At 49.7% G+C, this 24,677-nt stretch carries 26 protein-coding genes; 11 read left to right on the forward strand and 15 right to left on the reverse strand.

Annotation, left to right across the window (positions count from 1 at the left end):
- Positions 1–44: 44 nt before the first annotated feature.
- Positions 45–857: a class I SAM-dependent methyltransferase gene (locus tag IPL17_RS25550; protein ID WP_345309915.1), complete on the forward strand. Its 813-nt coding sequence runs from the start codon at positions 45–47 to the stop codon at positions 855–857.
- On the opposite strand, the gene IPL17_RS25555 is transcribed toward IPL17_RS25550, so the two are convergent.
- Positions 854–1,276, reverse strand: a complete 423-nt coding sequence (locus IPL17_RS25555; protein ID WP_345309916.1) for a hypothetical protein — start codon at positions 1,274–1,276, stop codon at positions 854–856. The two genes, IPL17_RS25550 and IPL17_RS25555, sit on opposite strands and share 4 nt — an antisense overlap.
- 110 nt (positions 1,277–1,386) lie before the next feature.
- On the opposite strand from IPL17_RS25555, the gene IPL17_RS25560 reads away from it, so the two are divergent.
- From IPL17_RS25560 to IPL17_RS25575, 4 genes are all read left to right on the forward strand, one after another.
- Positions 1,387–2,286 carry a transposase gene (locus tag IPL17_RS25560; protein WP_345309917.1) on the forward strand — a complete coding sequence of 300 codons (900 nt, stop codon included), beginning with the start codon at positions 1,387–1,389 and terminating at the stop codon, positions 2,284–2,286.
- Complete coding sequence (locus IPL17_RS25565) at positions 2,273–2,491, forward strand: zinc ribbon domain-containing protein (RefSeq protein ID WP_345309918.1); 219 nt, start codon at positions 2,273–2,275, stop codon at positions 2,489–2,491. The genes IPL17_RS25560 and IPL17_RS25565 overlap by 14 nt, the downstream gene beginning before the upstream one ends.
- A 241-nt stretch (positions 2,492–2,732) precedes the next feature.
- The gene (gene gyrA, locus IPL17_RS25570; RefSeq protein WP_345309919.1) at positions 2,733–5,294 is read left to right on the forward strand and encodes a DNA gyrase subunit A; all 2,562 of its coding nucleotides are present in this window, start codon (positions 2,733–2,735) and stop codon (positions 5,292–5,294) included.
- A gap of 133 nt (positions 5,295–5,427) precedes the next feature.
- On the forward strand, positions 5,428–5,979 hold the full coding sequence (locus tag IPL17_RS25575; RefSeq protein WP_345309920.1) for an LURP-one-related family protein: 552 nt from the start codon (positions 5,428–5,430) through the stop codon (positions 5,977–5,979).
- Positions 5,980–6,056: 77 nt separating this feature from the next.
- Here IPL17_RS25575 and IPL17_RS25580 read toward each other — a convergent pair whose 3' ends face one another.
- From IPL17_RS25580 to IPL17_RS25590, 3 genes are read right to left on the reverse strand one after another with little or no spacing between them, the layout of a single operon-like run.
- Positions 6,057–6,629, reverse strand: a complete 573-nt coding sequence (locus IPL17_RS25580; RefSeq protein ID WP_345309921.1) for an HDIG domain-containing metalloprotein — start codon at positions 6,627–6,629, stop codon at positions 6,057–6,059.
- Between the two features lie 21 nt (positions 6,630–6,650).
- Complete coding sequence (locus IPL17_RS25585; protein WP_345309922.1) at positions 6,651–7,298, reverse strand: ElyC/SanA/YdcF family protein; 648 nt, start codon at positions 7,296–7,298, stop codon at positions 6,651–6,653.
- A 17-nt stretch (positions 7,299–7,315) separates the two neighbouring features.
- Positions 7,316–8,332: a PhnD/SsuA/transferrin family substrate-binding protein gene (locus tag IPL17_RS25590; protein ID WP_345309923.1), complete on the reverse strand. Its 1,017-nt coding sequence runs from the start codon at positions 8,330–8,332 to the stop codon at positions 7,316–7,318.
- Between the two features lie 67 nt (positions 8,333–8,399).
- Between IPL17_RS25590 and IPL17_RS25595 the strand changes: the two genes are divergently transcribed.
- Positions 8,400–9,080, forward strand: a complete 681-nt coding sequence (locus IPL17_RS25595; protein WP_345309924.1) for a DUF4230 domain-containing protein — start codon at positions 8,400–8,402, stop codon at positions 9,078–9,080.
- Between the two features lie 95 nt (positions 9,081–9,175).
- Here the strand turns inward: IPL17_RS25595 and IPL17_RS25600 are convergent, their stop codons facing one another.
- The 8 genes from IPL17_RS25600 to IPL17_RS25635 form a co-directional block, all read right to left on the reverse strand.
- Complete coding sequence (locus IPL17_RS25600; RefSeq protein WP_345309925.1) at positions 9,176–9,874, reverse strand: hypothetical protein; 699 nt, start codon at positions 9,872–9,874, stop codon at positions 9,176–9,178.
- A 51-nt stretch (positions 9,875–9,925) separates the two neighbouring features.
- Positions 9,926–10,330: a protease inhibitor I42 family protein gene (locus IPL17_RS25605; protein ID WP_345309926.1), complete on the reverse strand. Its 405-nt coding sequence runs from the start codon at positions 10,328–10,330 to the stop codon at positions 9,926–9,928.
- Between the two features lie 230 nt (positions 10,331–10,560).
- On the reverse strand, positions 10,561–11,916 hold the full coding sequence (locus tag IPL17_RS25610) for a hypothetical protein (RefSeq protein ID WP_345309927.1): 1,356 nt from the start codon (positions 11,914–11,916) through the stop codon (positions 10,561–10,563).
- Between the two features lie 139 nt (positions 11,917–12,055).
- The gene (locus IPL17_RS25615; RefSeq protein ID WP_345309928.1) at positions 12,056–13,675 is read right to left on the reverse strand and encodes a hypothetical protein; all 1,620 of its coding nucleotides are present in this window, start codon (positions 13,673–13,675) and stop codon (positions 12,056–12,058) included.
- 85 nt (positions 13,676–13,760) lie between these two features.
- Positions 13,761–14,321, reverse strand: coding sequence for a hypothetical protein (locus IPL17_RS25620; protein WP_345309929.1), 561 nt, complete (start codon positions 14,319–14,321; stop codon positions 13,761–13,763).
- Between the two features lie 23 nt (positions 14,322–14,344).
- The gene (locus IPL17_RS25625; protein ID WP_345309930.1) at positions 14,345–15,169 is read right to left on the reverse strand and encodes a maleylpyruvate isomerase family mycothiol-dependent enzyme; all 825 of its coding nucleotides are present in this window, start codon (positions 15,167–15,169) and stop codon (positions 14,345–14,347) included.
- Entirely contained in the window at positions 15,169–15,798 is a 630-nt protein-coding gene (locus tag IPL17_RS25630; RefSeq protein WP_345309931.1) for a TetR/AcrR family transcriptional regulator, read from the reverse strand. The genes IPL17_RS25625 and IPL17_RS25630 overlap by 1 nt, the downstream gene beginning before the upstream one ends.
- A 121-nt stretch (positions 15,799–15,919) precedes the next feature.
- Positions 15,920–17,572, reverse strand: coding sequence for a hypothetical protein (locus IPL17_RS25635; protein WP_345309932.1), 1,653 nt, complete (start codon positions 17,570–17,572; stop codon positions 15,920–15,922).
- Between IPL17_RS25635 and IPL17_RS25640 the strand changes: the two genes are divergently transcribed.
- On the forward strand, positions 17,559–17,981 hold the full coding sequence (locus IPL17_RS25640; RefSeq protein ID WP_345309933.1) for a WYL domain-containing protein: 423 nt from the start codon (positions 17,559–17,561) through the stop codon (positions 17,979–17,981). The two genes, IPL17_RS25635 and IPL17_RS25640, sit on opposite strands and share 14 nt — an antisense overlap.
- Here the strand turns inward: IPL17_RS25640 and IPL17_RS25645 are convergent.
- Genes IPL17_RS25645 through wecC form a run of 3 tightly spaced genes read right to left on the reverse strand, consistent with a single transcriptional unit; the run spans position 17,978 to position 21,421 of the window.
- The gene (locus IPL17_RS25645) at positions 17,978–18,922 is read right to left on the reverse strand and encodes a hypothetical protein (protein WP_345309934.1); all 945 of its coding nucleotides are present in this window, start codon (positions 18,920–18,922) and stop codon (positions 17,978–17,980) included. The genes IPL17_RS25640 and IPL17_RS25645 overlap by 4 nt on opposite strands.
- 40 nt (positions 18,923–18,962) lie before the next feature.
- Positions 18,963–20,084: a UDP-N-acetylglucosamine 2-epimerase (non-hydrolyzing) gene (gene wecB, locus IPL17_RS25650; RefSeq protein WP_345309935.1), complete on the reverse strand. Its 1,122-nt coding sequence runs from the start codon at positions 20,082–20,084 to the stop codon at positions 18,963–18,965.
- A gap of 23 nt (positions 20,085–20,107) precedes the next feature.
- Positions 20,108–21,421 (reverse strand): UDP-N-acetyl-D-mannosamine dehydrogenase, encoded by a 1,314-nt coding sequence (wecC, locus tag IPL17_RS25655; protein WP_345309936.1) that lies wholly within the window; start codon positions 21,419–21,421, stop codon positions 20,108–20,110.
- Positions 21,422–21,563: 142 nt separating this feature from the next.
- On the opposite strand from wecC, the gene IPL17_RS25660 reads away from it, so the two are divergent.
- The 4 genes from IPL17_RS25660 (at position 21,564) to IPL17_RS25675 (ending at position 24,651) form a co-directional block, all read left to right on the forward strand.
- Positions 21,564–22,157 carry an NfeD family protein gene (locus IPL17_RS25660; protein ID WP_345309937.1) on the forward strand — a complete coding sequence of 198 codons (594 nt, stop codon included), beginning with the start codon at positions 21,564–21,566 and terminating at the stop codon, positions 22,155–22,157.
- 26 nt (positions 22,158–22,183) lie between these two features.
- On the forward strand, positions 22,184–23,098 hold the full coding sequence (locus tag IPL17_RS25665; protein ID WP_345309938.1) for an SPFH domain-containing protein: 915 nt from the start codon (positions 22,184–22,186) through the stop codon (positions 23,096–23,098).
- 87 nt (positions 23,099–23,185) lie between these two features.
- Complete coding sequence (locus IPL17_RS25670; RefSeq protein ID WP_345309939.1) at positions 23,186–23,617, forward strand: GNAT family N-acetyltransferase; 432 nt, start codon at positions 23,186–23,188, stop codon at positions 23,615–23,617.
- 20 nt (positions 23,618–23,637) lie between these two features.
- Entirely contained in the window at positions 23,638–24,651 is a 1,014-nt protein-coding gene (locus IPL17_RS25675; protein ID WP_345309940.1) for an acyltransferase, read from the forward strand.
- Positions 24,652–24,677: the final 26 nt, after the last annotated feature.

Genomic DNA, 24,677 nt, shown 5'->3' on the forward strand with positions numbered 1-24,677 from the left:
AAAAATAAAAGCGGCTTAACGGCCGCTTTTATTTTGGATCTTTTATGGCGAAATCAATAAATAAAAAACCGGTTGGATCAATCACCCGCGGAAAGACTGCTTCGAACAGGTTGCGGCGTGTCGATAACTTTATTCTGCTCTACGAGCCTTCGCTTCTCACACGGACCGACGGGCTGTTTCAGCGTTCCTTATTCGTTGATCTTGGATATGGCTTTGATGCGCGCACCACCCTCGAAAGCGCGGAGCGGTTCAGGGTTGTGAATCCGAACCTCCCCATTCTCGGCGTTGAGATTGACAAGGAAAGAGTCGAGGCTGCGCTGCCTTATGCAGACGGGATCACGCACTTTCGTCTGGGTGGATTTAACCTGCCATTGCAAGCAGGCGAATCGGTCAGGTTGATACGCGCCTTTAACGTTCTCCGTCAGTATGAAGAAAAGGATTTCAATCCCGCTTACACACGGCTCGCTCAATATGTCCTGCCCGGCGGAATAATGATCGAAGGCACATCGAATCCATTTGGAAGCGTTTGGGTTGCGAATATTGCGCGGAAAATGGAAAGCGGATCATGGAAAATGGAAGCGTTGATCTTCAGTACCAACTTCCGCTTGGGATTCGACATTACTGATTTTCAAGCCGTGCTGCCGAAGAATTATATCCACCATGTCGTGCAGGGTGAATTAATTTATGATTTCATCGAAGCATGGAAACGCTCCGCGGCAGAGACATCCCCGGCAAGGGTGTTTGGATTAAAACAATGGTTCGCCGCATCGGCACAAGGTCTTGCGTTAAAGGGCTATTCCATCAACTTGCAAAAAAGATTTGTCAATAAAGGCTGGCTGATCTGGCAGCTGGATTAGACTGGCTCCTTCTTCCTGCGAATTAAGAAGATCGGCAGAAGCATTAAAGGGATTGTGATCAGGATGCCGGTCAAACCGCCGATGCCGAACATGCCGCCAATCGATGCCAGTGCAAATTGCTCGTTACGAATGATCTTCGTACTGCCGTCCGTGAAATAGCAGGTGATCTCCACAGTATGTCCGCGTATGCCATTGGGATCGCTCGTGGTCGGTGTGGATGCGCTTTCCTGTGTGGATGATGATTCGGCGCCCGGACAGAACACCGCCAGAGCGATCGTGTCATTCAAGTCGGGGATTGCAGATAATGACGGTCCAAGCATAAACGTGGCCGAAAAAAATATGCCGCATGAGATGACACCAAGCACAACCCACGCGATCGTACGCGCGATCCAAACTTCTTTTGCTGAATTCAGTTTCATCGAGACCTCGGCAAGAAACTCCCTGCTTTAGCAGTGGAGAGGGATAGCCGCTGGCGATGTGCTTTCGCTAGAGCAGTTTCAATAGATTGAAGCTGCGGTATAATCACGCCATGAAATTGATCGCTCAAATAAAACTCCTGCCTACGCCTGAACAAGCGCAAGCCCTTCGTAAAACTCTTGAGGTTGCAAACGCCGCCTGCAATTACATCAGCGAACAGGCGTGGGAGAGTCAGACATTCAAACAATTTCCAATCCACAAACTTACGTATTACGCTGTCAAGGAAATGTTTGGCTTGACAGCACAGGTGGTTGTTCGTTGCATTTCGAAAGTTGCAGATGCTTATAAGCTGGATAGAAAAGTCAAACGTACTTTCAAGCCGCATGGCGCGATTGCTTTTGATGACCGCATCCTGACCTACAAACTGGACAGGATGGAGTTGAGCCTCTGGACAGTAGCGGGCAGACAAAAGATGTCCTTTGCCTGCGGAAAACGCCAGCTTGAATTGCTCAAAGGCCAGCATGGGGAAAGCGACTTGTGTCTGGTCAAAGGCAAGTTTTACCTGATGGTTGTCTGCGAGGTGGAGACACCCAAGCCAATTGACGTGGAAGGGGTGTTGGGGGTTGATCTGGGTCTTGTCCAGATCGCCGCAACTTCGGACGGTGGCGGGTTCAGCGGCGCGGCGATCGAAGATAACCGCCGAAAGTTTGGACATCGCAGAAGCAATTTGCAAAAGAAACAGACCAAATCCGCCACACGAAAACTCAAGAAGATATCTGGCGTTCAATCCCGTTTTCAAAAAATAACCAACCATAGAATTAGCAAAATTCTCGTACAGATTGCGTATGACACTCATCGAGCGATTGCCCTTGAAGAATTGGGCGGTATCCGTGAGGCTCCGGTAAAAGGACGCAAGCAGAGAGCGAGACATGCGAATTGGTCGTTCTACCAACTGAGGCAGTACATCGTATACAAAGCCGAGCGCGTGGGGGGTTCCTGTGATCTTCGTTGATCCAAGAAACACCTCGCGCACCTGCCCCGAATGTGGTTGTGTTGATAAAGCCAATCGTAAGTCTCAATCTGTTTTCCTTTGTAGCGCATGCAACTTCTCTGGCAATGCGGACAGAGTAGCGGCTGTGAATATCGCAGTCAGGGCAGAAGTAAACCTGCCAATGGTCTCGAACCTTCGTGGTCAGGGACAAAGCCCCCTGCTTTAGCTGTGGGTTTCGTTTACAGGTGACCTCTAAATTTTTGGGAAAAATTTTACTGATTCACCATATGTTGTGCAATCACCTGAATGGTTGAGAAAGTGCTTCGCACTTGACGCCTTTTCCCTTTCCCCGTAAGATAAGCCCCGCAATAGAACATACATTCACTGCGAAGAAAACAAATAGCGCGAAGGTTGGGTTTTCCTTTGTCTGCCTTGGTGCCCTTCGTGGTTAAATTTTCGGAGTAACTATGGAACTTGGTATCGTTAGAAAAATAGATATTGACACTGAAATGCAGCAGTCGTATCTTGATTATGCGATGAGCGTCATCGTGGCGCGCGCCCTGCCTGATGCGCGCGACGGACTCAAGCCTGTGCAGAGACGTATTCTTTACGCGATGTATGACATGGGCATCCGCGCGGATACGGCGTATAAGAAATCTGCGCGTATCGTGGGCGAAGTGCTCGGTAAATATCATCCGCATGGTGATTCGGCGGTGTACGAAGCAATGGCGCGCATGGCGCAGGATTTCTCCCTGCGGACTTTGCTCGTGGATGGTCAGGGTAACTTTGGTTCAGTGGATGGCGATCCGCCCGCTGCGATGCGTTATACCGAGGCGAGACTCACCTCCGCCGCGCTGGATATTTTGTTCGATCTCAATAAAGAAACAGTTGACTTTGTCCCGAACTTCGACGACACGCTCGAAGAGCCAGGTGTTCTTCCCGCAGCGATTCCAAATCTTTTGGTGAATGGCGCAACAGGTATCGCAGTTGGTATGGCGACCTCCATCCCGCCGCATAACCTCGGCGAGATCGTTGACGCGCTGGTGTACATGATCGAGAAGTGGGAAAAGCTTGATGATATTGACGTCGAGCAGTTGATGGAGTTCGTACAAGGTCCCGACTTTCCCACGGGCGGCATCATCATTCAGGAAAAAGGGGAGGAGGATATTGAGTCTGCCTATGGTTCGGGGCGCGGACGGGTCACGGTGCAGGCCAAGGCGCACATCGAGGAAATGGAACGCGGCAAGAGCCGAATCATTGTTACAGAATTACCGTACCAGGTCAACAAGTCCAGTTTGATCGAGCGCATTGCCGAGCTGGCGCGCGACGGTCATCTCGAAGGACTGTCCGATCTGCGCGATGAATCCGACCGCCAGGGGATGCGCATCGTCCTCGAAATGACGAAGAACGTTGAACCCGAAAATATTTTGCGCGAGTTGTATAAGCGCACACCCATGCAAACCACCTTCGGCATTAATCTGCTGGCGCTGGTGGACGGCGAGCCGCGCACCTTAACTTTGAAGCAGGCACTGCGCGTTTATGTTGAACATCGTTTGACGATCATCAAACGCCGCGCCGAGTTTGATCTGGATAAGGCCAGAGCGCGCGCGCATATCCTCGAAGGATATTTGATCGCATTAAAGAATTTGGACGAGATCATCAACATCATTCGGTCTGCGCCAGATGTGGATACTGCCCGCCAAAAATTGATGAAGCGTTTCAAGCTGACGGAGTTGCAGACCAACGCCATCCTTGACATGCAGCTGCGCCGTCTGGCCGCGCTCGAACGCAAAAAGATCGAAACCGAATACAAGGAAGTTGCTGGGATCATTAAAGAGTTAACGAATTTATTAAAATCTCCCAAGTTAATGCGCGGCGTTGTTTCAGATGAATTACTGCGTGTGAAGGCCGCCTACAGCGACCGTCGCCGTACACAGATCGTGAACCTTAAGAAGAGTGGAAAGGGTGTGAAATCCCTGGTCGCCACGGACCTGATCACCGAACAAACCGTCTGGATCGGTGTGACCGCGGATGGCATCATGGCCCGCACGCATGACGACAAGGCGCCGCGTCCATCCGGGAATGAAGCGCCGCATTTCCTTGTGAGGGCCTCATCCACAGATACACTTTATCTTACGGCTGAAAACGGCAAGGCTGCCGCGATCGCATTGCATACCCTGCCTGAGATCGGCTCGAATGGACACTTGTCCGACGGCATTCCATACTTCAAAGCCTCTCCGTTAACCCAGGACGATAAACTTGCTGCGATATTCTCCATGCCCGCCAAACGCTCTGAATTTGCGCCGGAGACCTGTGTCATCACGGTCTCACGTTTTGGCATGGTCAAGAAGAGTCTGGTTTCTGAATTGCCTGGCCCTTCCGCCCAGACCTTTGTATTGGCCAGGGTCAACGAAGGTGACAGGCTCGGCTGGGTGGGACTGACTGACGGCTTGAAGAAGGATGTCCTGCTGGTCACGTCTCAAGGCATGGCGATCCGCTTCAAGGAAGACGATGTGCGCCCGATGGGACTCGTCGCCGCGGGGGTGAACGGCATCAAATTAGATGATGGCGTTGAATTGGTTGGCGCGGAAATCCTGCCCACCGAAGGTGAAGTATTCCTGATGACCTCCGATGGCAAAGCCAAGCGCGTCAGCGAAAAAGAATTCCCGACCCAGGGACGATACGGCAAAGGTGTGGTTGCCTGGCAGTTGCCGAAAAAGATCACCATTGCGGGCGTCGCTTCCGGTAAACCGAATCACATCGCTACCATCCACACCAGCAAAGGCGCGCCTAAGTCCGCGAGGCTGGACGCGGCCGGGATCCGCAAACGGGGCGCCACAAAAGGCGACGCGCTTGTGGAAGTGAAGCCGGGCGAAGCTGTTACATCCGTGGTTGTCGGCTGGACAGTTGAGCGGTTTGTAAAAACTATCAAGGAAGAGAAGAAGGAAGAAAAAAATAAGAAAGCGGCGAAAGCTGTGAAGCCTGCGGCAAAAAAGGATTCGAAACCAATTAAGAAGAAGAAAAAATAAGCAAAAATACACTCTCTTTTGAGAGTGTATTTTTTGCCCCAATATCATCAGTGATACTCTGTATAATTGAGATTGGAAAGGTACGCTTGAGTCAGTATGTCAAATTGAACAATCCGCCTAAAAGGAAACAAACATGTCAAAAAATGAAATGTCCCGCTATAAGATACGCCAGAACCTGATCTCGATCGGGGATGATTTTTGGATCGAGAATGAAGCCGGTCAAAAGGTATTCAAAGTGGACGGCAAGGTACTGCGCATTCGCAAGACCCTGGTCTTTGAGGATATAAACGGAAATACCCTATGTCAGATCAAGGAACGCCTGCTGACCATCAAAGATACGATGGTTGTCGAGGACGCGAACGGCAAGGACCTGGCTGTGATCAAGAAGGCGCTTATCGCTCCACTGCGCGACAAATGGGATGTGAAGGTTAAGAATGGACCGGACCTGGTTGTGCAGGGCAATATCCTTGACCATGAATATTCGATCAAGCAGGGCTGGAGCAAGGTCGCCGAGATCTCGAAGAAATGGTTCCGCCTGACCGATACGTATGGCGTTGAGATCGATCCCGGGCAGAATGATATCCTCATCCTCGCTGTGGCGGTTGCCATTGATATGATGGCGCACGATGATGATGATAAAAAAGACAAGAAAGATAAGAAAGACAAGGATAAGAAGGGAAAATAAATAATTGCGATGTCCTGAATCAAAAACGCCGGCGCTTGAGCCTGGCGTTTTTTCTCATTACCGATAATGTCAAATACTTATCCTTGTGGAATGTTCCCCACCAACCCCAACTCCGGCGCGATCTTGCGCATGGCGGTGATGACATTGCCGACATGCTCCCAGATGTCAACGCCAAGATCTTTTGCGGCATGTTCCATTTCAGAGCGGTCTGTGCCGGCGGCGAAGGCTTTATCCTTCCACTTCTTTTTGACCGAGGAGGCTTCCAGGTCATATAAAGAGCGCGAGGGACGTACCAACGCAACCGCTGTCACCAGTCCAGTCACCTCATCACACGCGGAGAGCGCTTTGCGGCGCAGGGTATCGCGCGGCACACCACAATGATCCGCGTGGCTGAGAATATCCTGAATGATCGCCTCGCTCAGTCCGCGCTCGCGCAGGATCGCCGACCCCGCCTGCGGATGCTGTTCCAGCGTGGGGTGGATCTCCCAATCAAAATCATGGATCAAGCCAAGCAAGCCCCATAGTTCCACATCCTCGCCATATTTTTCAGCATAGAAACGCATGGCGGCCTCCACGCACAGCATGTGACGCACCAGGCCTTCGTTCTTTACAAATTCACGCACAAGGTTAAGAGCTTCATCACGGGTCATTAACATTCTCCATTGATTTGATTAGTGGATCGGTTCAGGCTCACCTAGCACAGGCACGGGTTTTAACGCATACACATCCCAGACGGCTTGTGAGGTTGCGAATAATTCCCTTGTGTTCCAGATAAAGTGCGAGATCTTTCTGTAATAATTGTTGTTCGACTCCACGCCGACAGATTCAACGCCGAACCAGTTACAAAGAAATATTGCGCGCGGCAGGTGAAAATCTTGAGTTATCAATACGGCTGTATTCACCTGAAAGATCGCGCTGGCACGGTAACAGGTGTCATACGTGCGGCGGCCGGCATAATCCAAAACGATATCTTCATCGGGAATGCCCAACCCCAGCGCGTATTGGCGCATGGCTTCTGGTTCATTGTAGTCAACCACTCTATTGTCGCCGCTCATCAACAGCTTGTTCACCTTGCCGAGTTGATACAGCTGAACAGCGGTCTGTACGCGGTCTCTCAGAATGGCCGTGGGAGTCCCATCGTAACGCAGTCCTGCGCCGAAGACGATCGCCACACGCCCGGCAGGCACGCCTTCTTTTGTGAAAATACGCGGAGACGCGAACAACCACACGATCAATTTTGGAAATAACAACCCGAATAAAACCAATAGGCTGAGGATCAGCGCAAAGCGCGTTGAAAATTTAATTATTTTTTTTAGCATGGGTTTAATTTAAAGCATCACTCTTTGAACAGATCCTGCAATTCCAATCCCGAAGCTTGCAGGTACAACACAAAGCTGTCATATGCTGTATCTTCCACGATCTGCAATTCATCCAATCCATACACCGTTTGCACCGCGGCTTTCCCCTCAGGCGTGAGCATCAGGTCAATGAACGCGCGCTGGATGACACGGCGCATTTCGAAAGGCAGTCTGTTCGAAATGGAAATATTTTCATACGGAATGATCTTCGGCGCGCGCCAGATGACGTGGACCTTGTCCATTACATCCGGATAATCTGCTTCAAGCACGGGAGATTGACGGGCATCAATGAAGGTTGCGCCGAAGTCACAGATATTGTCAGCGTAGACAGCCCGTACCACGCTGGGCTGCCCCTCGATGAATGCGCCGCTTCTCGTCTCGACTTGAGACTGCATCAGCAATCCGAGCGGCACCACATATCCTGACGGCGAAGCGCTGTCGCTCCAGCAGGGTTTTTTATCTTGAAATTGTTTGAGCGCCACAACAGCTTCGGCAGTATTTTCATTTCTGGCCGAGTCGAAATATGAGGTGAAACCACTTTCACGATTGGCGATGAATTGCGTACCGTAGAATAATTCGCCATTGCGCACACTCGCCAATACCGCTTCGACTGAATTATTTTCACGGGCAAGTACATATCCATAGGGTGAAAGAGATGCGATGTGAGCATTACCTTTTACCAGCGCCTCCACCAGTTCGCTTTCGGAGGTGTTCTGAACTATGACGATGGTGAAGCCGGTCTGCTTTTCAATAAAGGCCGCGATCACCTGACCGGCGGCGGCAACTGCATCATCCGGGCGGGGGGAGGGTGCCAGGGCCAGGATCAGTGGATTTGTTTTTGTACCAGGCTCAGACGTGGGTAGAGGCGTTGGCGCGGGAGTGGGAGTCTGCGTGGGGGCAGGCGACGGTGTAGGAGTCCCGCTGGTCAGTTGCAGTTGAACCGGGAGTGAACATCCAAGAATTGCGAGGGAGAGGATTAGTAAGAGTTTTTTCATCTTGCAGGTTTGTCGGCGCACAAAGACACGATATTGCTATAATAAGACATGTGTTAAAAGGAGTGTTATGAAAAATAGTCTCAACACGTTCATGTCCATCCTGATCCTTGCCGTATTGGCGGCAGGTGTATATTTTATCGTACAAACCGTGCGCGAGAGTGCAGCCGCTGCCGCAAATGCCGCCACCGCGCCGTTTCAGGGAATCCAGGAGGCAAACTCCTCGATGCAGACGCAGGTCGCTCAGTTGTTGAATCCAACACCCACAATCATACCCGACCCCGTCACATACATCAACGAAATCCGCGCAATCGCCAGACTTGAAACCATTCAATACAGCATTGAGAAAGTGATCACCGCTGAAGTGGGGCAGGGTACCTTTGGTTTCGCGTTCGGAGATAAACTGCTCTTCGTCGCGCATGGTGTTGTGATCGCTGGCATAGATATGGAAAAACTACAGCCCGGCGACATGCGTTTGGAGAATGGTGTGCTCTATGTAAAGCTGCCTCCTACTGAAATTTTTATTGCCACACTTGATAATGAAAAATCCTATGTCTATGACCGCGAAACCGGCCTGTTGACCAAGGGTTTTACCGACCTTGAAACTCTCGCCCGTCAGACCGCGGAGGATGAGATCCGCAAAGCCGCGCTGGAAGACGGCATCCTTACGCAGGGACAAACCAATGCGGAAAATTATCTGCTCAAATTTTTCACCGCGCTTGGGTATAAGATGGTTGTGTTCGAACACTAGACTCTTCAATTTAGAAAAACTGCAGATGGAGTATCATCTGCAGTTTTTGTTTACTCTGGCATCGAACAGTCCCTTGCCGGTGGAACCCCCACAGATCACTGAGTACAACTCACGGGGAAACTCACCTGTTTTTCCAAAATGTTTGGTGTGAGGATGTGAAGTTTCACCCAGTATTCATTTGGCGCGCCGATCGGATAAAACTCGTTGAGTAGTTGTGTGCCTGCCCTTTCAAAAACCATTGTGCCAACATCCGACATCGCGCCGGTGCTAGCTTCCCATTTCCAGGTCATCAGGGTCGGACCATTTGTGGTGACCTCGGCTTCGAAGAAAACCGTCTGCGGGAACTGGGAGCAGTTCACCAGGATGCGGGTTGGGTCAGCCCGTAAACTTACATCTGTCACCGTCACGAAGGGTGGAGGCATCACAGGCAGCAGGTCGGCCTGCCCATCGAGTTCGATCACCGATGCAGACAGCCAGCAAAATCCGCCGGGATTGCCGGGGTCGCGCACATACAACCAATTGGAGGAATCGTTCCTGCCCGTTACGCGCGCAGATTGCCCTTGATGCAATTCGTTGACCGTGACGTAGTTTATCCCCGGGCCAAACCTGCAATTTACAGTTCCATCCTTCACCCGCAGGCTCATTTGCAGCGGGGTAGCGGTGGGACTCGCGGCCGGCGTGGGAGCGGCAACTGTTGAAACGGCGGTTGGGGTGGCGGTAGGCGCAGGCGTGCTGATGGAACACGCCGCCAATAATAGCGAGAGCGTACCAGTAAATAGAATAAGGCGTTTCAATATCTCCTCCTCGGAAATAAAAGGCGACCAAGTTTGGTCGCCTTTGTTCATCTACTTTACTGTAACAGTGAAAGTCACCGTTTGTTGCGGTTCTACAGGGTCATTTGACGGTGGATAGTACCCAAGAGTGATATCAGTCTTACCTGTCGTAATGGCTTTGAATACCCAGACGTCCACGCCGCCGGAGCCGGGCATCACAGGTTCATCGGCACGATACTCATTTGAGATGAACTCAACAACACTCTTGTCTACTTCTCCGATGATCTCCCAATGATAACCCGTGCTTGGGTTTGAGTCGATGATGATCTTGAATTCATTACCCGCAGACGCTTCGAGTATTTTCGCAGGATCGGAGATTTGTAATTGCGGAACGGTTGTTGGTGCTTCTGTTGTTTTTGCAAGCGAACAGGCAGAGATAAAGGCTGTAATAGACAGCAAGACCAAAAATTTTTTCATGTGCGCCTCCATACGGATTATAAATCTTTCGGTCAAAAACGCGACTTATGTACAATTCGCGGCATTTTCAAAGATCAAAAATCCTAATGCAAATTTTGCGCGCCCGTCGCCCTGTTTTTGTATTTCGCGTTAAAAAGAACTTTCCCGATCGCACAGAGTTCAAGACATGAGCCAACAATTTGTTATTTGGATATAAAATCCTTGCATCTGACACGGGGATAAGAGTGATCTTATTGACAACTGGCAATGGGCGTTAACGTGTAAACCTCCTCGCCAGACCCTGAGGCGCCGCCAGCCTGCCCCCCGCCTCCCGCTTGGATTGATACCGCGAAACCGTCGCTGTAGATCACAGTATAGCTGCCGGAGCCGGACACATCGATGCCAGACATCGAACCGGAGTAGCTGTAAGACCCGCCATTCGCTGAAGAAGGAGTGAAAGTCACAGTCACACCGCTGCCTGATATTGTCCAAGGCTGCTCGATGCTGCAAATGGTTCCAGTCCCAAAGAATTCATCAGCCCCGCCGGAGATCGAGTAACTCTGTCCGCAAATCCTGACAGCCTCCTCGAGAATGTTCGCCACCGAGGGATTTCCTCCCCCTAATCCCAGCAGCTGCTTTTGGCGTTCGTATCCAAGCTCAAACTGAATGAGGATCTTTGGATCAACCTTCGCCTGGCACTCTTTGACCGCTTCCTCGCGACATTTCGCATACACTGTATCCATCAAGGCGATTAAATCCTGCATACTGTTGTTGTTACCATCATCCATCCCTAAAAGCTGCTTTTGCCGCTCATAACCAAGCAGAGTCTGGATCGCCAATTTTCCGTTTGCGCAACTTGAGCCGGCGGCAAGCATACGCGGCCGCACGACAAGGCCGTAATAGGATTTAAAGTACTCGGTTAGTGCGGATAGATCGACCGACGATTCCTGACCCTGCAACTGCGCCTCCCGTTCACGGGTGAGCAGGTCTGCCACCTGTTGCTGGATGCGGATCTCATGATCGGCGGCTCGTTTAAGCAGCAGCGTGGCGCGGTCAGTTGCCATCCCGCTCCCAAGTCCAAATCCGCTGAAATGCGGGACACGCACCTGAATCCGATCGAGGTCCGGACCAGGGCTGGCTAGGTGCAGGTCCTGCCCGCTGCCAACATAGCCGAAGATGATCTGATTTTCGAGCGGGAGTTCCTGAATCGGTTCAATGGTCAGGATGGCATCTTGATACAGGAACAAACCATCAGGCTCGAACTGTACCGCCCCCACCAAGCCGTTCGTCAACGGGAGGCCGTTCATCGAGCCAACAGGTGTCATCGTGATCTCCGTATCCACCACCAACGCGCCGGCTGGAATATCCAGGGTGAATCGGTTTCCGGCGATATCCACTGCGGTGATCTGCCCGCCCTCAGGCGAGATCGTGGCCGTTTGTGCCTGTTGAGTTTCCAATTCAACAGCCACGTTTACGGGATCAGACGGATCGGTAAACAGGGCGTCAGTTGAAGTGCCGGTGCCTCCACCGCCAAATGATAATGTCTGGCAGGCGAGAGATGTAACAATAAATAACACAACGGTGTACCAAGTCATTCTTTTATTCATGATCAAACTCCTTCATTATTAGGTGAACCGTCACAAAAAAATAGATAACTTTTGCCATCACCTGCTTTTTGCTAAGCCATTGACAGTCCTTTTTTCTCAGCTAATAAAAACCGCTGCCCGTCAATCCACACCTGAAAGATCATTGGGTGAAATCGATTAGCCACCCATTTTCCATCAAGACTGTCCTTGTTCCAGCGACCGGGTCAAAGCGGACAAGATCGAAGTTGGTGCCATCTGTTCGATAAAACCAGCAGACCAGATTTCCATCTTCGAGCAGGTCGGGACAACTATTGATCTCGGCGTTGATATCCTCCCAGGCGATGGAGGTTGATGTGTCATAGACATACGCACTATAAAAGAATCGGTATGCACTCTGGTCCCCCGGAACAGACGCGCTCAAATTGACAAGCATACCCGTATCAAAGAATCTGGCGGACATGACAAAGTAATCCTCCAGCGTAGAATCGATTGGGATATCAAAGAGTGGACGGTCTGCGATCACATCGTAAATAAAGAACTTCGTCTGGTCTGAGGATCGCAGAAGAATATAGCGCCCGTCTTCTGAAGCATTTCCGATGTAAATGCCCACGAGGCGTGCTTGTCCATCGGGAGTGAGGCGAAAGAGCGGGCTATCTTCCCCCAGCAGATCGGGATAGTCCGCCATGGCTGCGGGGGTTTTTGATAGAAAGGCAGACGGTCTGCCTGCCACTAACAAACTTTGATCAGGCAATACTTGATTAAGGTTGTTGTAAATGGATGCCGCTTCGATCACCCACGGAAACTTATAAGTAAGTTCGGTTGTGTTCCCGAACGGCGCAAATACTTTGATCTCGCAATCGTCCACACACTCACGCGGGTATACCGCGACGTTACCATCCTGCATGGGGCGGACAGTTTGCGACTCATCCGTGAACTCAGTTTGGTTGCCATTGAGGTCCAGGATCTTTTTATCGGCTCGTAAATACCAGAGGTTACCCTTGGGCGAAGTGCGGATATTGTACGATGAGCCGCTGGTCGTGAAGAGCGTGCGTGCCTCGCCGGTTGCCATGTCCAATTCGCGGATGTCCATTTTTCTCTGGTCACCACTCATGTAACGCAGATAACGACCATCTGGCGAAGGATGGAACCAATAGCTGTTGTTGCTGTATGGGTCGCGGCTGACCGTCTTATCGATCAATTGGGTGGTGAGCGCGGTTAGATCCATAAGAAAGATGGGACCGGTATCAGGCATGATATTGCTGGCGCTCTCGGTCACATACGAGAAGAGCACGTGATCCTCATACACACCGATGATCGCACGGCTAGTTTGTGAAAATTCAGTGTTGAAATAAAAAGGCTCGTTAGGGAGTTTGATCTTTTGCATGCCATTTGGCGTAAGCAAGTACACGCGCAGGGTGTTGTCCGCATCCAGGAAGAGCAGGGCTCGTTCATGGTCAAGGGGTGTGACTGCGGTATGCATGTCGTCTGACTGTTCCAATGCGCCGAGTTCACGCTTCTCCCCAAATTGATTCACCGCAATGACCTTTGCCGTATCTGAATCATCCACTGACCAATACCAACGCGGAGATGGCGGCACGGGGGTGGAAGTTATGGTTGGTTCAGGAATTGAAGTGTTTGTTGCGGTTGCTGTATTTTCCACAGACTGTGGCGTGGATGTCGACTTAACTTGTTTATCGGGCTGCGGGGTTGACACGGCAGGAGCCCCACATGCAAATATAAATACAACCAATGTAAATAACAGGGGGATGTTTCGTTTCATTTTTCCTCTATTACAGATAAAACAAAAGGGCGGTCCACGCGAAGCGACCCGCCCTGCCTGTTACCACTATACAACAGTTTTGGGTTTACTGCTGATCCGTTATTCGGAATTCCAATGTCTTTAGCGGCGTGCCTGCTGAAAATTGCAGGCATTCGATGTCACTCTCGGAGGGCAGCACAAATGCGAGCCAGCCTCTTAATCGCATGCCAGGGTTCAGGACACGCGTCATGCCCAGATAGATCTTTTCTTTTTTATACAGGTGCGGATGGGAAAAATCCTTGACCGCTTCATAGGTATAGCCTGTTTTGTCGTAGATGATCCATTGGTCGTGACGATACTTCAAAGGATCGGAAGTTTTGTTTTCATATTCGATCTCGATAAAAAACACACGTTCCTTGCCGACTTTTTCCACAGAGAATTTATGCAGAAGAACATCCACTCCCGCCACTTTGATCCATTGACCGGGCTTGTTGGAATACGTGACTGTCGGAGAAAGATGCTCGCGTTCGGCCTCATTCATCTGCTCGATCTTTTGGTCGAGCAGATATTTATTTCCGCAGTGTTCGCAGAGAATATTGCGGGTCGTTCCGTCAGCTTGCAGGCTGGCACCGCAGGTGGGGCAGATGAGTGAGAAAATGGCAGGCATGGAATTTATTATATCGTTACCTTTTAGTACAAAACAAGCAGATCCTTGAAAGCGAATTCGACCAGGTTCTTATCCCCAGAAACATTTACATGCTTCATGGCTTCCACGTAGGAAAAACGTCCCGAGACGAAGATGTTGAAATCGAGTGCGTCCATTTCCATTTCGGCTACGGATTCGCCTTTGCCGATCTGCCATGTGCCGCCTGCGATGCCTGTCAATGACAATGTGATGGCTTGATCGTTGAGTTTTTTAGTCAGCTTTTTGGCTGTATCCAATACCACCAGTTCGACAATGCGACCATCGTGTTCACGGGTCTGCTCGAAGGGACGGTTCGCGGCGCGGCAGATGTCGAGGCGGTGCATCCAGGTGTCACGGCTGTGGATGATCCACATCAAATGACGAATAGACATAAAGCCGCCAACGGGGTGCGGAGTGGCAATCCACTTGATCGCGTTGAAGCCGTATGCCCAATTGTGTGCGGCGATTTCGCCAACTTGTTTCAATTCGGCGATCAATTCTGCGGGAGTTTTATCGGCGCGTTCGCCAACTTGCAGCGCATTGATCGCATCCTCTGGCAGTTGACCTGGCTTGGGTTTGCTGGTGTATTGGCGAATCATTTCCTTGTAGCTTGTGCCGCTGGCATATCCGCCTGCTTGGTGCGCCACCATATCATGCACATTCCACGCAGTGCAGGGGGTGGGTTTGAACCAATCGTCAGCGCGGAGAGATTCAAGTAAAGTCAGGAAGCGACTCAGGGCGGTGGTCAGGAGGCGATGAGCTTCATCCGCATGAGTGTAGGGAATAGATTCGGCGTTGGCAATGGCCGAAGGGGAAATAGCAGCGTTCATTAAGATTCTCCTTTGATGGGCATGGCTTGTTCCAGGATGGATAAGACGACAGGAATTAAAGAGCCGAAGCGTCCCTGCCCGATGGGAAGATGCGGCTCGTTTGCAAGATGCATGGCGGTGAGACCGTGAGAAATGGCGATGACCGTATCCACGATCTGTTGACCTGTAAGCTTGGTGTTCAATTGCTTTTTGAATTGATCGGCGCGTTGATAAGATTGGTTGAGGATGCCGAAGCTTAATGCAAGGCTTTCTTCGGAAGGAACAAAGCCGGGGACGGGTCGCTCGAAACAAAGTTGATAGAGGTCGGGGTTTTCCAACGCGAAGGACATATAACCTTCGATGTTGATACGCAGTTCGTCGCGTAGACCTGTGGAATTTTTCATTAATTCCTTGATGTGCGTGTCGAACATCGTAAAGCCGAGGCGGAAGAGGGTGTCGTAAATTTCCGATTTGCTGCTGAAGTAGTAGTAGAGGGATGGAGCGCGCATCTCCATGCGGCGGGCGAGTTCCTGCATGGAGAGGGCTGCCACGCCTTCTTCGCGCATGATGGCACGGGCGGCATTGAGAATGGCTTGGGTGGCGGCTTCGCGGTTGCGTTGTACGCGGGGGGAGGATGTTTGATTTTTCATTTTACCTAATATTATTAGTTTTTTCTAATTATATTAGTTTTTAGTGTTTTGTCAAGCAAAAAAGAACAGACGGACAAAAGTCCGTCTGTTCTTTTTTGGATAATGGAATTGCGTGTGTGAATCAATCTAGCGACATGATGGAAATGACGTTTTCCATCAGAGGTATCATTTCCTTTGTGTCGGGATCGTAGCGCAGCAGAGAAGATGGTTTATCCAGATCAGCGTATGTCCAACAAATTAGGGATGCATCTTCAAGTTGATCGACGCAAGCGTAAACTTCCCTGCTCTCATCCTCCCATGTAAATGATGTACCGGAGACATGTGAGTATGCATGGAAAAACTGTTTCTCGATTCCTTCCATCCGTGTTCTCCAACTGATCATGATGCCTGTTGGTGAGAACCTGACAGTGTCAAAATAATAATTAAGGTCTGCAGACCTTGGCATTTCGGTCAGTGAATGATCTTCCACGGCATCGTAAATAAAGAATGAATCACTTTGCGGTGATGTCAAAAAGTAATATCGTCCATCGGGTGAAATGGGGAATCCGTAATCCGAGGTGTCGGAACCGTAGAATCCGATCAGGCGGGATTGTCCATTCGGGCTCAAGCGAAAAACAGGGTTGTCGATAAAGTCCCAATTGGGGTACTGGTCAACGATGGATGGTGTATCAGACAGGGAATTTGCAGGAGCGCCTGCAAAGATCAGGTCTTGATCGGGCATTAATTGGGTCATGTCTGGGTAGTAGATATCTATGATGCTCCAGGGCAGGCTAAAGGTCAGGTCTGGAGCCGAGCCGAAAGGGGTGACCACTTTCAATTCACAGGTTCCTGTGCAGTCGGGGGAAGCGACGATACCCTTTCCATCCGCAAGCGGAAAGAAGGTCTGGGACTCTCCGTTAAAATCTGTTTGATTTCCGTTGACATCCAGAACGACGCTGGATCTTCCCATATACCACAAGTCACCCTGCGGCGAGGCGTACGCGTAATACGGAGAACGATTGGTGGTGTAAACCGTGCGCACCTCCCCGTTAAGCAAGTCCACTTCGTGCAGGTCCTGCTCAGCTCGATCCGCGGGACCGTTCATATAGCGCACATAGCGCTGGTCTTGCGATGCGTGGAACCAGTAACGGGGATCGCTAAAACCGTAACTGGAAATATCAAGATAGGCCGCATCGTCGATCACTTTTGCAGTCCGGGATTCCAGGTCAATGAAAAGCACGGCGCCGCTTTCAGGGTAGAAGCCATCCATGACTCCCTCTTGAGTTGAGTAGGAGAACAGGATATGGTCGTTCAACCTGCCGGAAATGATCGATCTGGTGAGGGTCGCATCCGGTCCCCAGAATGTATCTGCCGGGAGTTCGATCGACTGCATGCTGTTGATGGTGAGCAGGTATGCGTGGAGTTGATCGTCGGCTGTGAAGAATAATGCCCGCTCGGAATCCAGCGTGAAGCCCTGATAAAAATGTTCGACCTCCGAAGCGGACAGGGTTCCGATCTCCCGTTTTTCCCCATTCGGATCGATGGCGATTATTTTGTTGGTCTGGTTTTCCACTGCCCAGTACCAGTGCGCGGGCGGTGGGACGGGCGTGGCTGTGAGCGTGGGTTTCGATTCAGGTGTTGGGGCGGTGGCCTCAATCCCTGCGGATGGGATGGGCGTGGCGCTTTCTTCGGAAGTATTTTCCACAGGCTCGGAGAACACTGGCGTAGCCTGGTTCAATCCGGCGCAGGCGGTGATAAAGATCAGCAATAGCAGGGCGGCGATGATTCGTCTCATGGTTTGGTCTCCAAATGACGGCGATTATAAAAAGGAAACGGAAAATAAAACAGGCGGACAAAAGTCCGCCTGTTCGTTGGCGAGGGAAGCTATGCTGCCTCGCCCAAAAAAATTATCCCTTCAATCTTCCATCCTTATTCCGAGATGGGCAGGTGCAGAATATGTCGGTGACCGCACGCGCAGGCAGGTCACTCGATCTCATATCCCCGATGCGGATGGCTGGGTAACCCCTGACTTGCCGTTTGAATTGTTTAACGAAGCGCGCACGCATTTACTTGGGCTGGGCCGCGCTGTGGAAGTGTTGGAACCTGAAACACTGCGCAAGTGCCTGATTGATTTTTCAGAACAGACCATTGATTTTTATGAAAACAAAAAGGGGCAGGATGATTGGATTGGGATTTTTTGCTAATACCATATCCTGAAGGAAGTAGTTGTACTTCCCTTAATTTCTTTGATGACGCACGTTGCATCGATATAAACCAAACTGCCATAAGGCTGGTTACTGAATGAGAGCGCCATCAGGCCAATGCCGCTGAAATTTGTGGAGATGGTGTTTGAGTCTGTACGCCCATCCTGCCAATGGACAACAGCGCTGCATTTTGCATCAGCAACTGCTTGAAGTAATTGATCTTGAACTATGATGTAGATCAACTGTGAATCGGTGTTCAATGTTACTGCTTTCAAAACAAAGGCCCGGACGTGAATCGACTTTATCTGGTTCTGGGTGGTGTTATCCGCTTTTACGGGCGCCAACAAGCCGGGATCCTCATTGAGTTTTTCGAAGTAAATGCGGCCAAGGTCCGAGACCACAACATGCTGGCCTTCAGGCTTGCCTGGCTGCCATTCCAGACGCGCTTTTTCAAAATATTGAACAAGCACATTTTCATGGTATTCAAACCCCGAGAGCGGGTAGCCAAACTGTGCCGTACCCCCATACTTTTCGAAAAATTCAAGGAATGCAAAACAAACCGCAGGACTATTTTTTGAATAAGTTTGGCAGGCGGCAGGGCTGTTTATGTTCACTGCGCCGGTTGAGACGAAGGTTGCTTGTCCCAGTGAAGTGAGTTGTACACGCTGGCCGCCAGGTAGTTCTGCGCGATACTCAAAGCGGGCGCGTTGGAAATATTGGATTGTTACGCCGTCTTTCGATGTGAATGCTTCCGTGATGGGGTAACCGTAGACAAATGTCGCATTGGTGCTGCTGTTATAGAATGTTAGAAAATCCCCTTTAACATAATGCCCGGTCTCGCTAAAAAATTTGCTGGTCTCAATTTGTTGCGCATGGACAAACGCCCAATTTGTACTGAGCAAACATATCATGATGATGAGAACCGCATACTTTCGTATCATAACTATGATTTCATTATACCCATGATTTTTGGGTGTCACATTACAAATTTAACAAGGCTTGGATTATCTTTTCCGCCGCGTGACCATCGCCATACGGATTGTTTGCTTTTGCCATCTCTGCATAGGCAGGAGGATCTTCCAAAAGCCGCTTCGCTTCGCGGACGATGCGGTCGGGTTCTGTTCCAACCAGTTTGAGTGTCCCTGCGGCCACTCCCTCCGGTCTTTCAGTGACATCTCGCAAGACCAGGGTAGGGATGCCGAAAGCGGGTGCTTCCTCTTGAATTCCCCCGGAGTCGGTCAGGATAAGAGAAGCGTGTTTCATCAAATGCACCAGAGGCAAATAATCGAGAGGCGGGAGTAATGTAATATGTTCCACATTTCTGAGCAATCTATTGACGGGTTCCTGCACATTTGGATTTAAATGGACCGGGTATACGATCTCAACATCTCCACGCTGTGCCGTCTCGATCAGCGCGCGACAAATATCCTCCATGGGCGCACCAAAATTCTCGCGCCTGTGTGCTGTAACGAGAATCAGTCTTTTCATGTCATTGCGATGATCTGATCTGCGAACCAATTTCTCAATTAATTCGGTAATTTCCACAGGCTCAGCTTGCATGGATACATATTGCAGTGCATCTATGACTGTATTGCCGGTAACAGCAATGATGTTATTGGAAATTCCTTCATTCAACAGGTTTTGCTTTGACCAGTCTGTCGGCGCGAAATGCAGGTCAGCGGTCACCCCGGCTACACGGCGATTGATCTCTTCGGGAAAAGGCTGCCATTTATCGTGTGTACGAAGGCCGGCTTCCACATGACCGAATTTGATACGATGGTAATATGCCAGCAAGGATGATATCGCAACTGTGGTCGTGTCACCTTGCGCCAAAACCCAATCCGGTTTGAAGTCTGAAAATACAGGATCAAGATTGGTAAAGATGGCTGCGCTTAACTGCGCAAGAGATTGATTCTCACGCATCAGATCAAGATCATAATCAGTTTTGATCTCAAATAGATTGAGCACCTGATCGAGCATTTGACGATGCTGTGCGGTGACACACACACGTGATTCAATATTCGCTGTTTTTTTCAACATGCGGACGATGGGCGCCATTTTTACGGCTTCTGGCCGTGTGCCAAATACAGAGAGGATTTTCAAATTGTGATTTCCAATTTATGATTTTAGATTTTAGATTTATTGTTGCCAAGACGGAATAGCGTGAAGCCGGCATTTTTCCAGACTTCATCATTCCAGCCATTTACGGTGTCAATTACTATTCGAGCTTTTGTTTTTTGAGCAAGCTCATTGGGGTTGAGTGTTGTGAATTCAGTATGTTTCACTAATAATATGACCGCATCTGCGTCTTTTATGGCATCTTCAAGAGAGGAGGCCATGTCAACTCCCTTCATGTTTGCATCAAGCTTGAATGGTTCCCATGCCTTGACTTGTGCGCCTGTATGCTGGAGGATATGTATTACTTCAGTTGCAGGGCTTTCGCGTACGTCATCCACATCAGGTTTGTAGGCCAGCCCTAATACAGCAATTTTCTTTTCATTAAGAGATCCAAGCGCGCGTTGGACAAGCTTTACGACAAAATTCGGTTGCGCATCATTGACCTGCCGCGCGTTATAAATAAGCGGCGTCAACTCCGGCGCGGATTCCACCAAGAACCAAGGGTCAACGCTGATGCAATGTCCGCCGACGCCGGGACCTGGGCTGAGGATCTTTACGCGCGGGTGCAGGTTTGCAATAGAGATTGCTTCCCACACATCCACCCCAAATTTATCTGCGAGGCGCGAGAATTCGTTGGCGATGGCAATATTCACATCACGGTAGGTATTCTCCATCAATTTGACCATCTCTGCGGTGGTCGCGTCAGTCTGGATGATCTGCCCCTTCACGAATGTGGCGTATAGATCGCGGCCCGCTTGGGAGGATTCAGACGTTACGCCTCCGATGACGCGGGCATTCTCGATCAACTCGCGCAAGATTTGCCCCGGCAAAACCCGTTCGGGTGAATATGCCAAATGGAAGTCGCGACCAGCTTCAAGTCCAGAGCGGGCGAGGATGGGAGCTACCAGATCCACAGTCGTGCGCGGAGGGGATGTCGATTCCAGCACAACCAGATTCCCCTTCCTCAAAAATGGCACAATCGATTCTGCGGCAGATGTGACCGCGCGCATATCAGCCAGCTTATAAGTCAGACCGTTGTATTCGCCGAATTTATTTTCCTGAAAGGGAGTTGGCACAGCGATAATGAAGGCATCTGCTTCTTCGGGTTTGGCTGCTGCTTTGAAGTTCCCGGACTGAATGGCTTTTTTTACTTCTTCGAGCAAACCCGGTTCGTGGATATGGATCTCGCCCTTGTTAATGGTTTCAACGATGTGCGGACTGATATCGACACCTAAAACGTTGATCCCGTGTGCGGCAAAGGTAGAGGCGGTGGGCAGGCCAATATAGCCGAGCCCGATAACACAAATTTTTTGGAAGTTCACTTAAGCTCCTGTAGGAGTAGGATTTATTTCAACTGTCCTATTATACAGCCGTGTAAGTGGTTGTGATTCACAACCTTAATCCGATGATTCTCGTATACAGAATCGAATTCACTCAACTGTTGTATAATCAAATGGAGGCACAATGGATTTTCTATTGGAACCGAACATAGCATATCTGATCCTGATGGGCGGTATTTTGCTTGGGTTGATGGCGATCATTTCTCCGGGCACAGGGCTGTTCGAAGTCGGCGCGTTTTTCTGCTTGGCGCTTTCTGGATATGCAGTTTACAACATGTCCTTTAATTGGTGGGCGATCGTCTTGCTTGTTGTGAGTATCGTGCCTTTCACCTACTCTATTCAAAAACCAAAACGCGAACCATATCTTGGGATTTCCATTTTGTTGCTCGTATCAGGCTCGGTGTTCCTGTTCGCCGTGGACGGATGGAAACCTGCTGTGAATCCGCTTGTCGCACTGATTGCCTCAGGGTTGATGACTGCATTTCTGTGGGTCGCGGTCCGGAAGACCGTTCAGGCGGCTAGTGTGCCTCTGACGCATGATCTTGGGCTGTTGATCGGACTAACTGGAGAGGCCAGGTCAAATATCCATGCTGAAGGAAGCGCGTATGTGGCCGGGGAGATATGGTCTGCAAAAAGTGATGTTCTCATTCCCGCAGGTTCTTCGATTCGTGTGATTCGCCGCGAGGGATTTACCCTCGTTGTTGAAAAGGAACTCTAATTTTTTTTCTAGAAGGAGAAAATAATATGCCTAATGCTCTAGCAACTGGTGGTACTCTTTTTTGCATTGTTGGTGCGGTCCTGGTCATTGGTTTTATTTTTCTTGCCAATGCAATTCGTATCATCCCTGAATATCAACGCCTGGTCGTTTTTCGATTGGGACGTGTAATGCCGCAGCCAAAAGGTCCGGGCATCGTCTTGTTGATCCCTGTGATCGACCGTGCCGTGAAAGTTGACTTGCGTGAGCAGATCCGCGAGGTGCCGCATCAGGTATCGATCACCAAGGATAACGCGCCAATCTCCATTGACTTCCTGTGGTACTACAAAATTTTGGACCCGGCCATGTCTGTTTTACAGGTTGGAAACTTTGAACTGTCCGCGGCTGGTATTGCGGCGACAACCTTGCGCGCGGTCATCGGTGGTATCCCGTTGGATGACGTGCTTTCAGAACGCGAACACATCAACAATATGCTTCGCACACGTTTGGATGAAGTTACCGAACGCTGGGGCGTCAAAGTGACCAACGTCGAGATCCGCGAGATCATTCCTCCGCGCGAAGTGCAGGATGCCATGAACCGCCAGATGACCGCCGAACGCGTCCGCCGCGCGCTTGTGACCGAATCCATGGGTGACCAGGAAGCCGCGAAAAATCGCGCGGAAGGTACCAAGCAGGCTGCCATTCTCCAGGCTCAAGGCGAACGTGAATCCAACATCCTGCGCGCCGAAGGTGACAAGCAATCACAGGCCTTGCGCGCTGAGGGTTTCGCCGTCGCATTGGAGGCCATCTTCAACGCCGCCAAATCTGTTGACCAGAAAACCATGACCTTGCAGTATTTTGAAACACTCAAGGCCATTGGCACAAGCCCATCCACCAAATTCATCTTCCCGATGGAATTCACCAGCATGCTGGATAATTTCCTCGGCAAAGATGCAAAGAAGTAGACACATAAACAGGTAAATAATTAAAAGTAGAAAGTGGAGCGATAAAATTCCACTTTCTACTTTTTTTATTGATACAATCTGCCCTCTATGGAAATCGTCAAAGCATCCATCCTCGATCTTAACGCGCTTCGCAAACTCGAACAGGAAAGTTTTGGAAAAGACGCGTGGCCATTTCTTGACCTTATCGCTGTTTTAACTTTCGGGGAAGTGATTCGACTCAAGGCAGTCGAGGATGACCAAATGGCAGGATTCGTGGCTGGCGATCCGCATCCGCGCGAAGGGTGGGGCTGGATCTCGACCATTGCAGTGGATCCACGCTTTAGGCGGCGCGGCATAGGGCTTGCCCTGCTCCATGCATGTGAAAGCAAACTCGGCGTATCCCAGTCCCGTTTGACAGTACGGATATCCAATCAAATAGCCATCTCAATGTATGAAAAAGACGGCTATAAAACAAGGGATATTTGGAAAGCTTATTACAATGACGGCGAAGACGGTATCGTGATGGAAAAGAATTTATAGTTGTTGGATTTGGGACTCAATTGACAAGCAATATTTCTTCCCCGATCAAAATATTTGAATTCGATTTTCTGCGTGCTATGGCTACCATTATGCTGATGTTCCATCATAGCGATGCCTATGGACTGAGTCTTTTTGGGTTTTCGCTACAGAATTTTGCACCGTATTTTGAAGCCGTATTATTGGGATTATTCTTTTTCATCTCGGGTTATTTTTTTGCGAGATCTTTTCAGAGACATAAACAAACGGGTATTTCGTTCTTTTTTTCTCGCCTACTGCGTATATTTCCACCTTATCTGTTTGCGTTATTTCTCTATATGTTCGTTATGGAGATTTCTTTTAGGAAAAAAGATCTGTTCATCTATGTGCTGGGTACACAATTTCTATTTACGCCGAATTTTACAAAACCAGTTGTTACAATATGGTTTGTTAGTGCGATCCTCCTTTTTTACTTAATTTTTGCGGTTTTGCTTGCGAAGACGCGCTCTGCCAAAGAATTGATTATCGACGCAGGATTGGTCTTTGCCGGTGCGTATGCGCTTCATTTCTGGACAGGATTGATCGACGAAAGGCTTTATAAGTACTTTATTGTTTTCCTGATTGGCATTCTATTTACTCGTTTGGTTTTCCTTTCCAAAAATCTTTCCGGTGAACAGATATTGGTCAAGTTTATCATTGCAGTACTTTCAACTTATATTTATTCCTATGCGCTTAATTTAAATCCCACATCCCCTTTATATATATTGGGGACGACGTTGTTCATTATTTCGTGGGCTGTGCTGCTTTTTGCTTTGGCAGCAAAGATTAAGTTCCCATTCATTATGGAGGCGGCTGCGCTAGTTTCATATTTATCTTTTTTTGCTTATTTGCTTCACCGTCCCATCTGGCATTGGTTGGTGCGAGTCTTTTCAATAGAATCATCTCGTGATCAGATATTTTTTAAGTTATTCCCAGGCCTTATGGTTGTTTTTATTCTTTCTTATTTTCTTCAATATGGATATGACCGCTTGCTGGGTGTCGTTCGCCAAACCAAATGAGATTTTTGACCCCTAGCCGAAAGTAT

The sequence above is a fragment of the Candidatus Villigracilis saccharophilus genome (genome assembly GCF_016711665.1).

Excerpts from the sequence above, each read along its gene's own strand:
- IPL17_RS25635 (WP_345309932.1), bottom strand. The coding sequence starts at position 17,572 with ATGAGACGAATCATCGCCGCCCTGCTATTGCTGATCTTTATCACCGCC.
- IPL17_RS25670 (WP_345309939.1), top strand. The coding sequence starts at position 23,186 with ATGGAAATCGTCAAAGCATCCATCCTCGATCTTAACGCGCTTCGCAAA.
- IPL17_RS25575 (WP_345309920.1), top strand. The coding sequence starts at position 5,428 with ATGTCAAAAAATGAAATGTCCCGCTATAAGATACGCCAGAACCTGATC.
- IPL17_RS25620 (WP_345309929.1), bottom strand. The coding sequence starts at position 14,321 with ATGCCTGCCATTTTCTCACTCATCTGCCCCACCTGCGGTGCCAGCCTG.
- IPL17_RS25665 (WP_345309938.1), top strand. The coding sequence starts at position 22,184 with ATGCCTAATGCTCTAGCAACTGGTGGTACTCTTTTTTGCATTGTTGGT.
- IPL17_RS25640 (WP_345309933.1), top strand. The coding sequence starts at position 17,559 with ATGATTCGTCTCATGGTTTGGTCTCCAAATGACGGCGATTATAAAAAG.
- IPL17_RS25555 (WP_345309916.1), bottom strand. The coding sequence starts at position 1,276 with ATGAAACTGAATTCAGCAAAAGAAGTTTGGATCGCGCGTACGATCGCG.
- IPL17_RS25625 (WP_345309930.1), bottom strand. The coding sequence starts at position 15,169 with ATGAACGCTGCTATTTCCCCTTCGGCCATTGCCAACGCCGAATCTATT.
- IPL17_RS25550 (WP_345309915.1), top strand. The coding sequence starts at position 45 with ATGGCGAAATCAATAAATAAAAAACCGGTTGGATCAATCACCCGCGGA.
- IPL17_RS25605 (WP_345309926.1), bottom strand. The coding sequence starts at position 10,330 with ATGAAAAAATTTTTGGTCTTGCTGTCTATTACAGCCTTTATCTCTGCC.
- IPL17_RS25660 (WP_345309937.1), top strand. The coding sequence starts at position 21,564 with ATGGATTTTCTATTGGAACCGAACATAGCATATCTGATCCTGATGGGC.
- IPL17_RS25630 (WP_345309931.1), bottom strand. The coding sequence starts at position 15,798 with ATGAAAAATCAAACATCCTCCCCCCGCGTACAACGCAACCGCGAAGCC.
- IPL17_RS25580 (WP_345309921.1), bottom strand. The coding sequence starts at position 6,629 with ATGACCCGTGATGAAGCTCTTAACCTTGTGCGTGAATTTGTAAAGAAC.
- IPL17_RS25590 (WP_345309923.1), bottom strand. The coding sequence starts at position 8,332 with ATGAAAAAACTCTTACTAATCCTCTCCCTCGCAATTCTTGGATGTTCA.
- IPL17_RS25595 (WP_345309924.1), top strand. The coding sequence starts at position 8,400 with ATGAAAAATAGTCTCAACACGTTCATGTCCATCCTGATCCTTGCCGTA.
- IPL17_RS25610 (WP_345309927.1), bottom strand. The coding sequence starts at position 11,916 with ATGAATAAAAGAATGACTTGGTACACCGTTGTGTTATTTATTGTTACA.
- gyrA (WP_345309919.1), top strand. The coding sequence starts at position 2,733 with ATGGAACTTGGTATCGTTAGAAAAATAGATATTGACACTGAAATGCAG.
- IPL17_RS25560 (WP_345309917.1), top strand. The coding sequence starts at position 1,387 with ATGAAATTGATCGCTCAAATAAAACTCCTGCCTACGCCTGAACAAGCG.
- IPL17_RS25615 (WP_345309928.1), bottom strand. The coding sequence starts at position 13,675 with ATGAAACGAAACATCCCCCTGTTATTTACATTGGTTGTATTTATATTT.
- IPL17_RS25585 (WP_345309922.1), bottom strand. The coding sequence starts at position 7,298 with ATGCTAAAAAAAATAATTAAATTTTCAACGCGCTTTGCGCTGATCCTC.
- IPL17_RS25645 (WP_345309934.1), bottom strand. The coding sequence starts at position 18,922 with ATGATACGAAAGTATGCGGTTCTCATCATCATGATATGTTTGCTCAGT.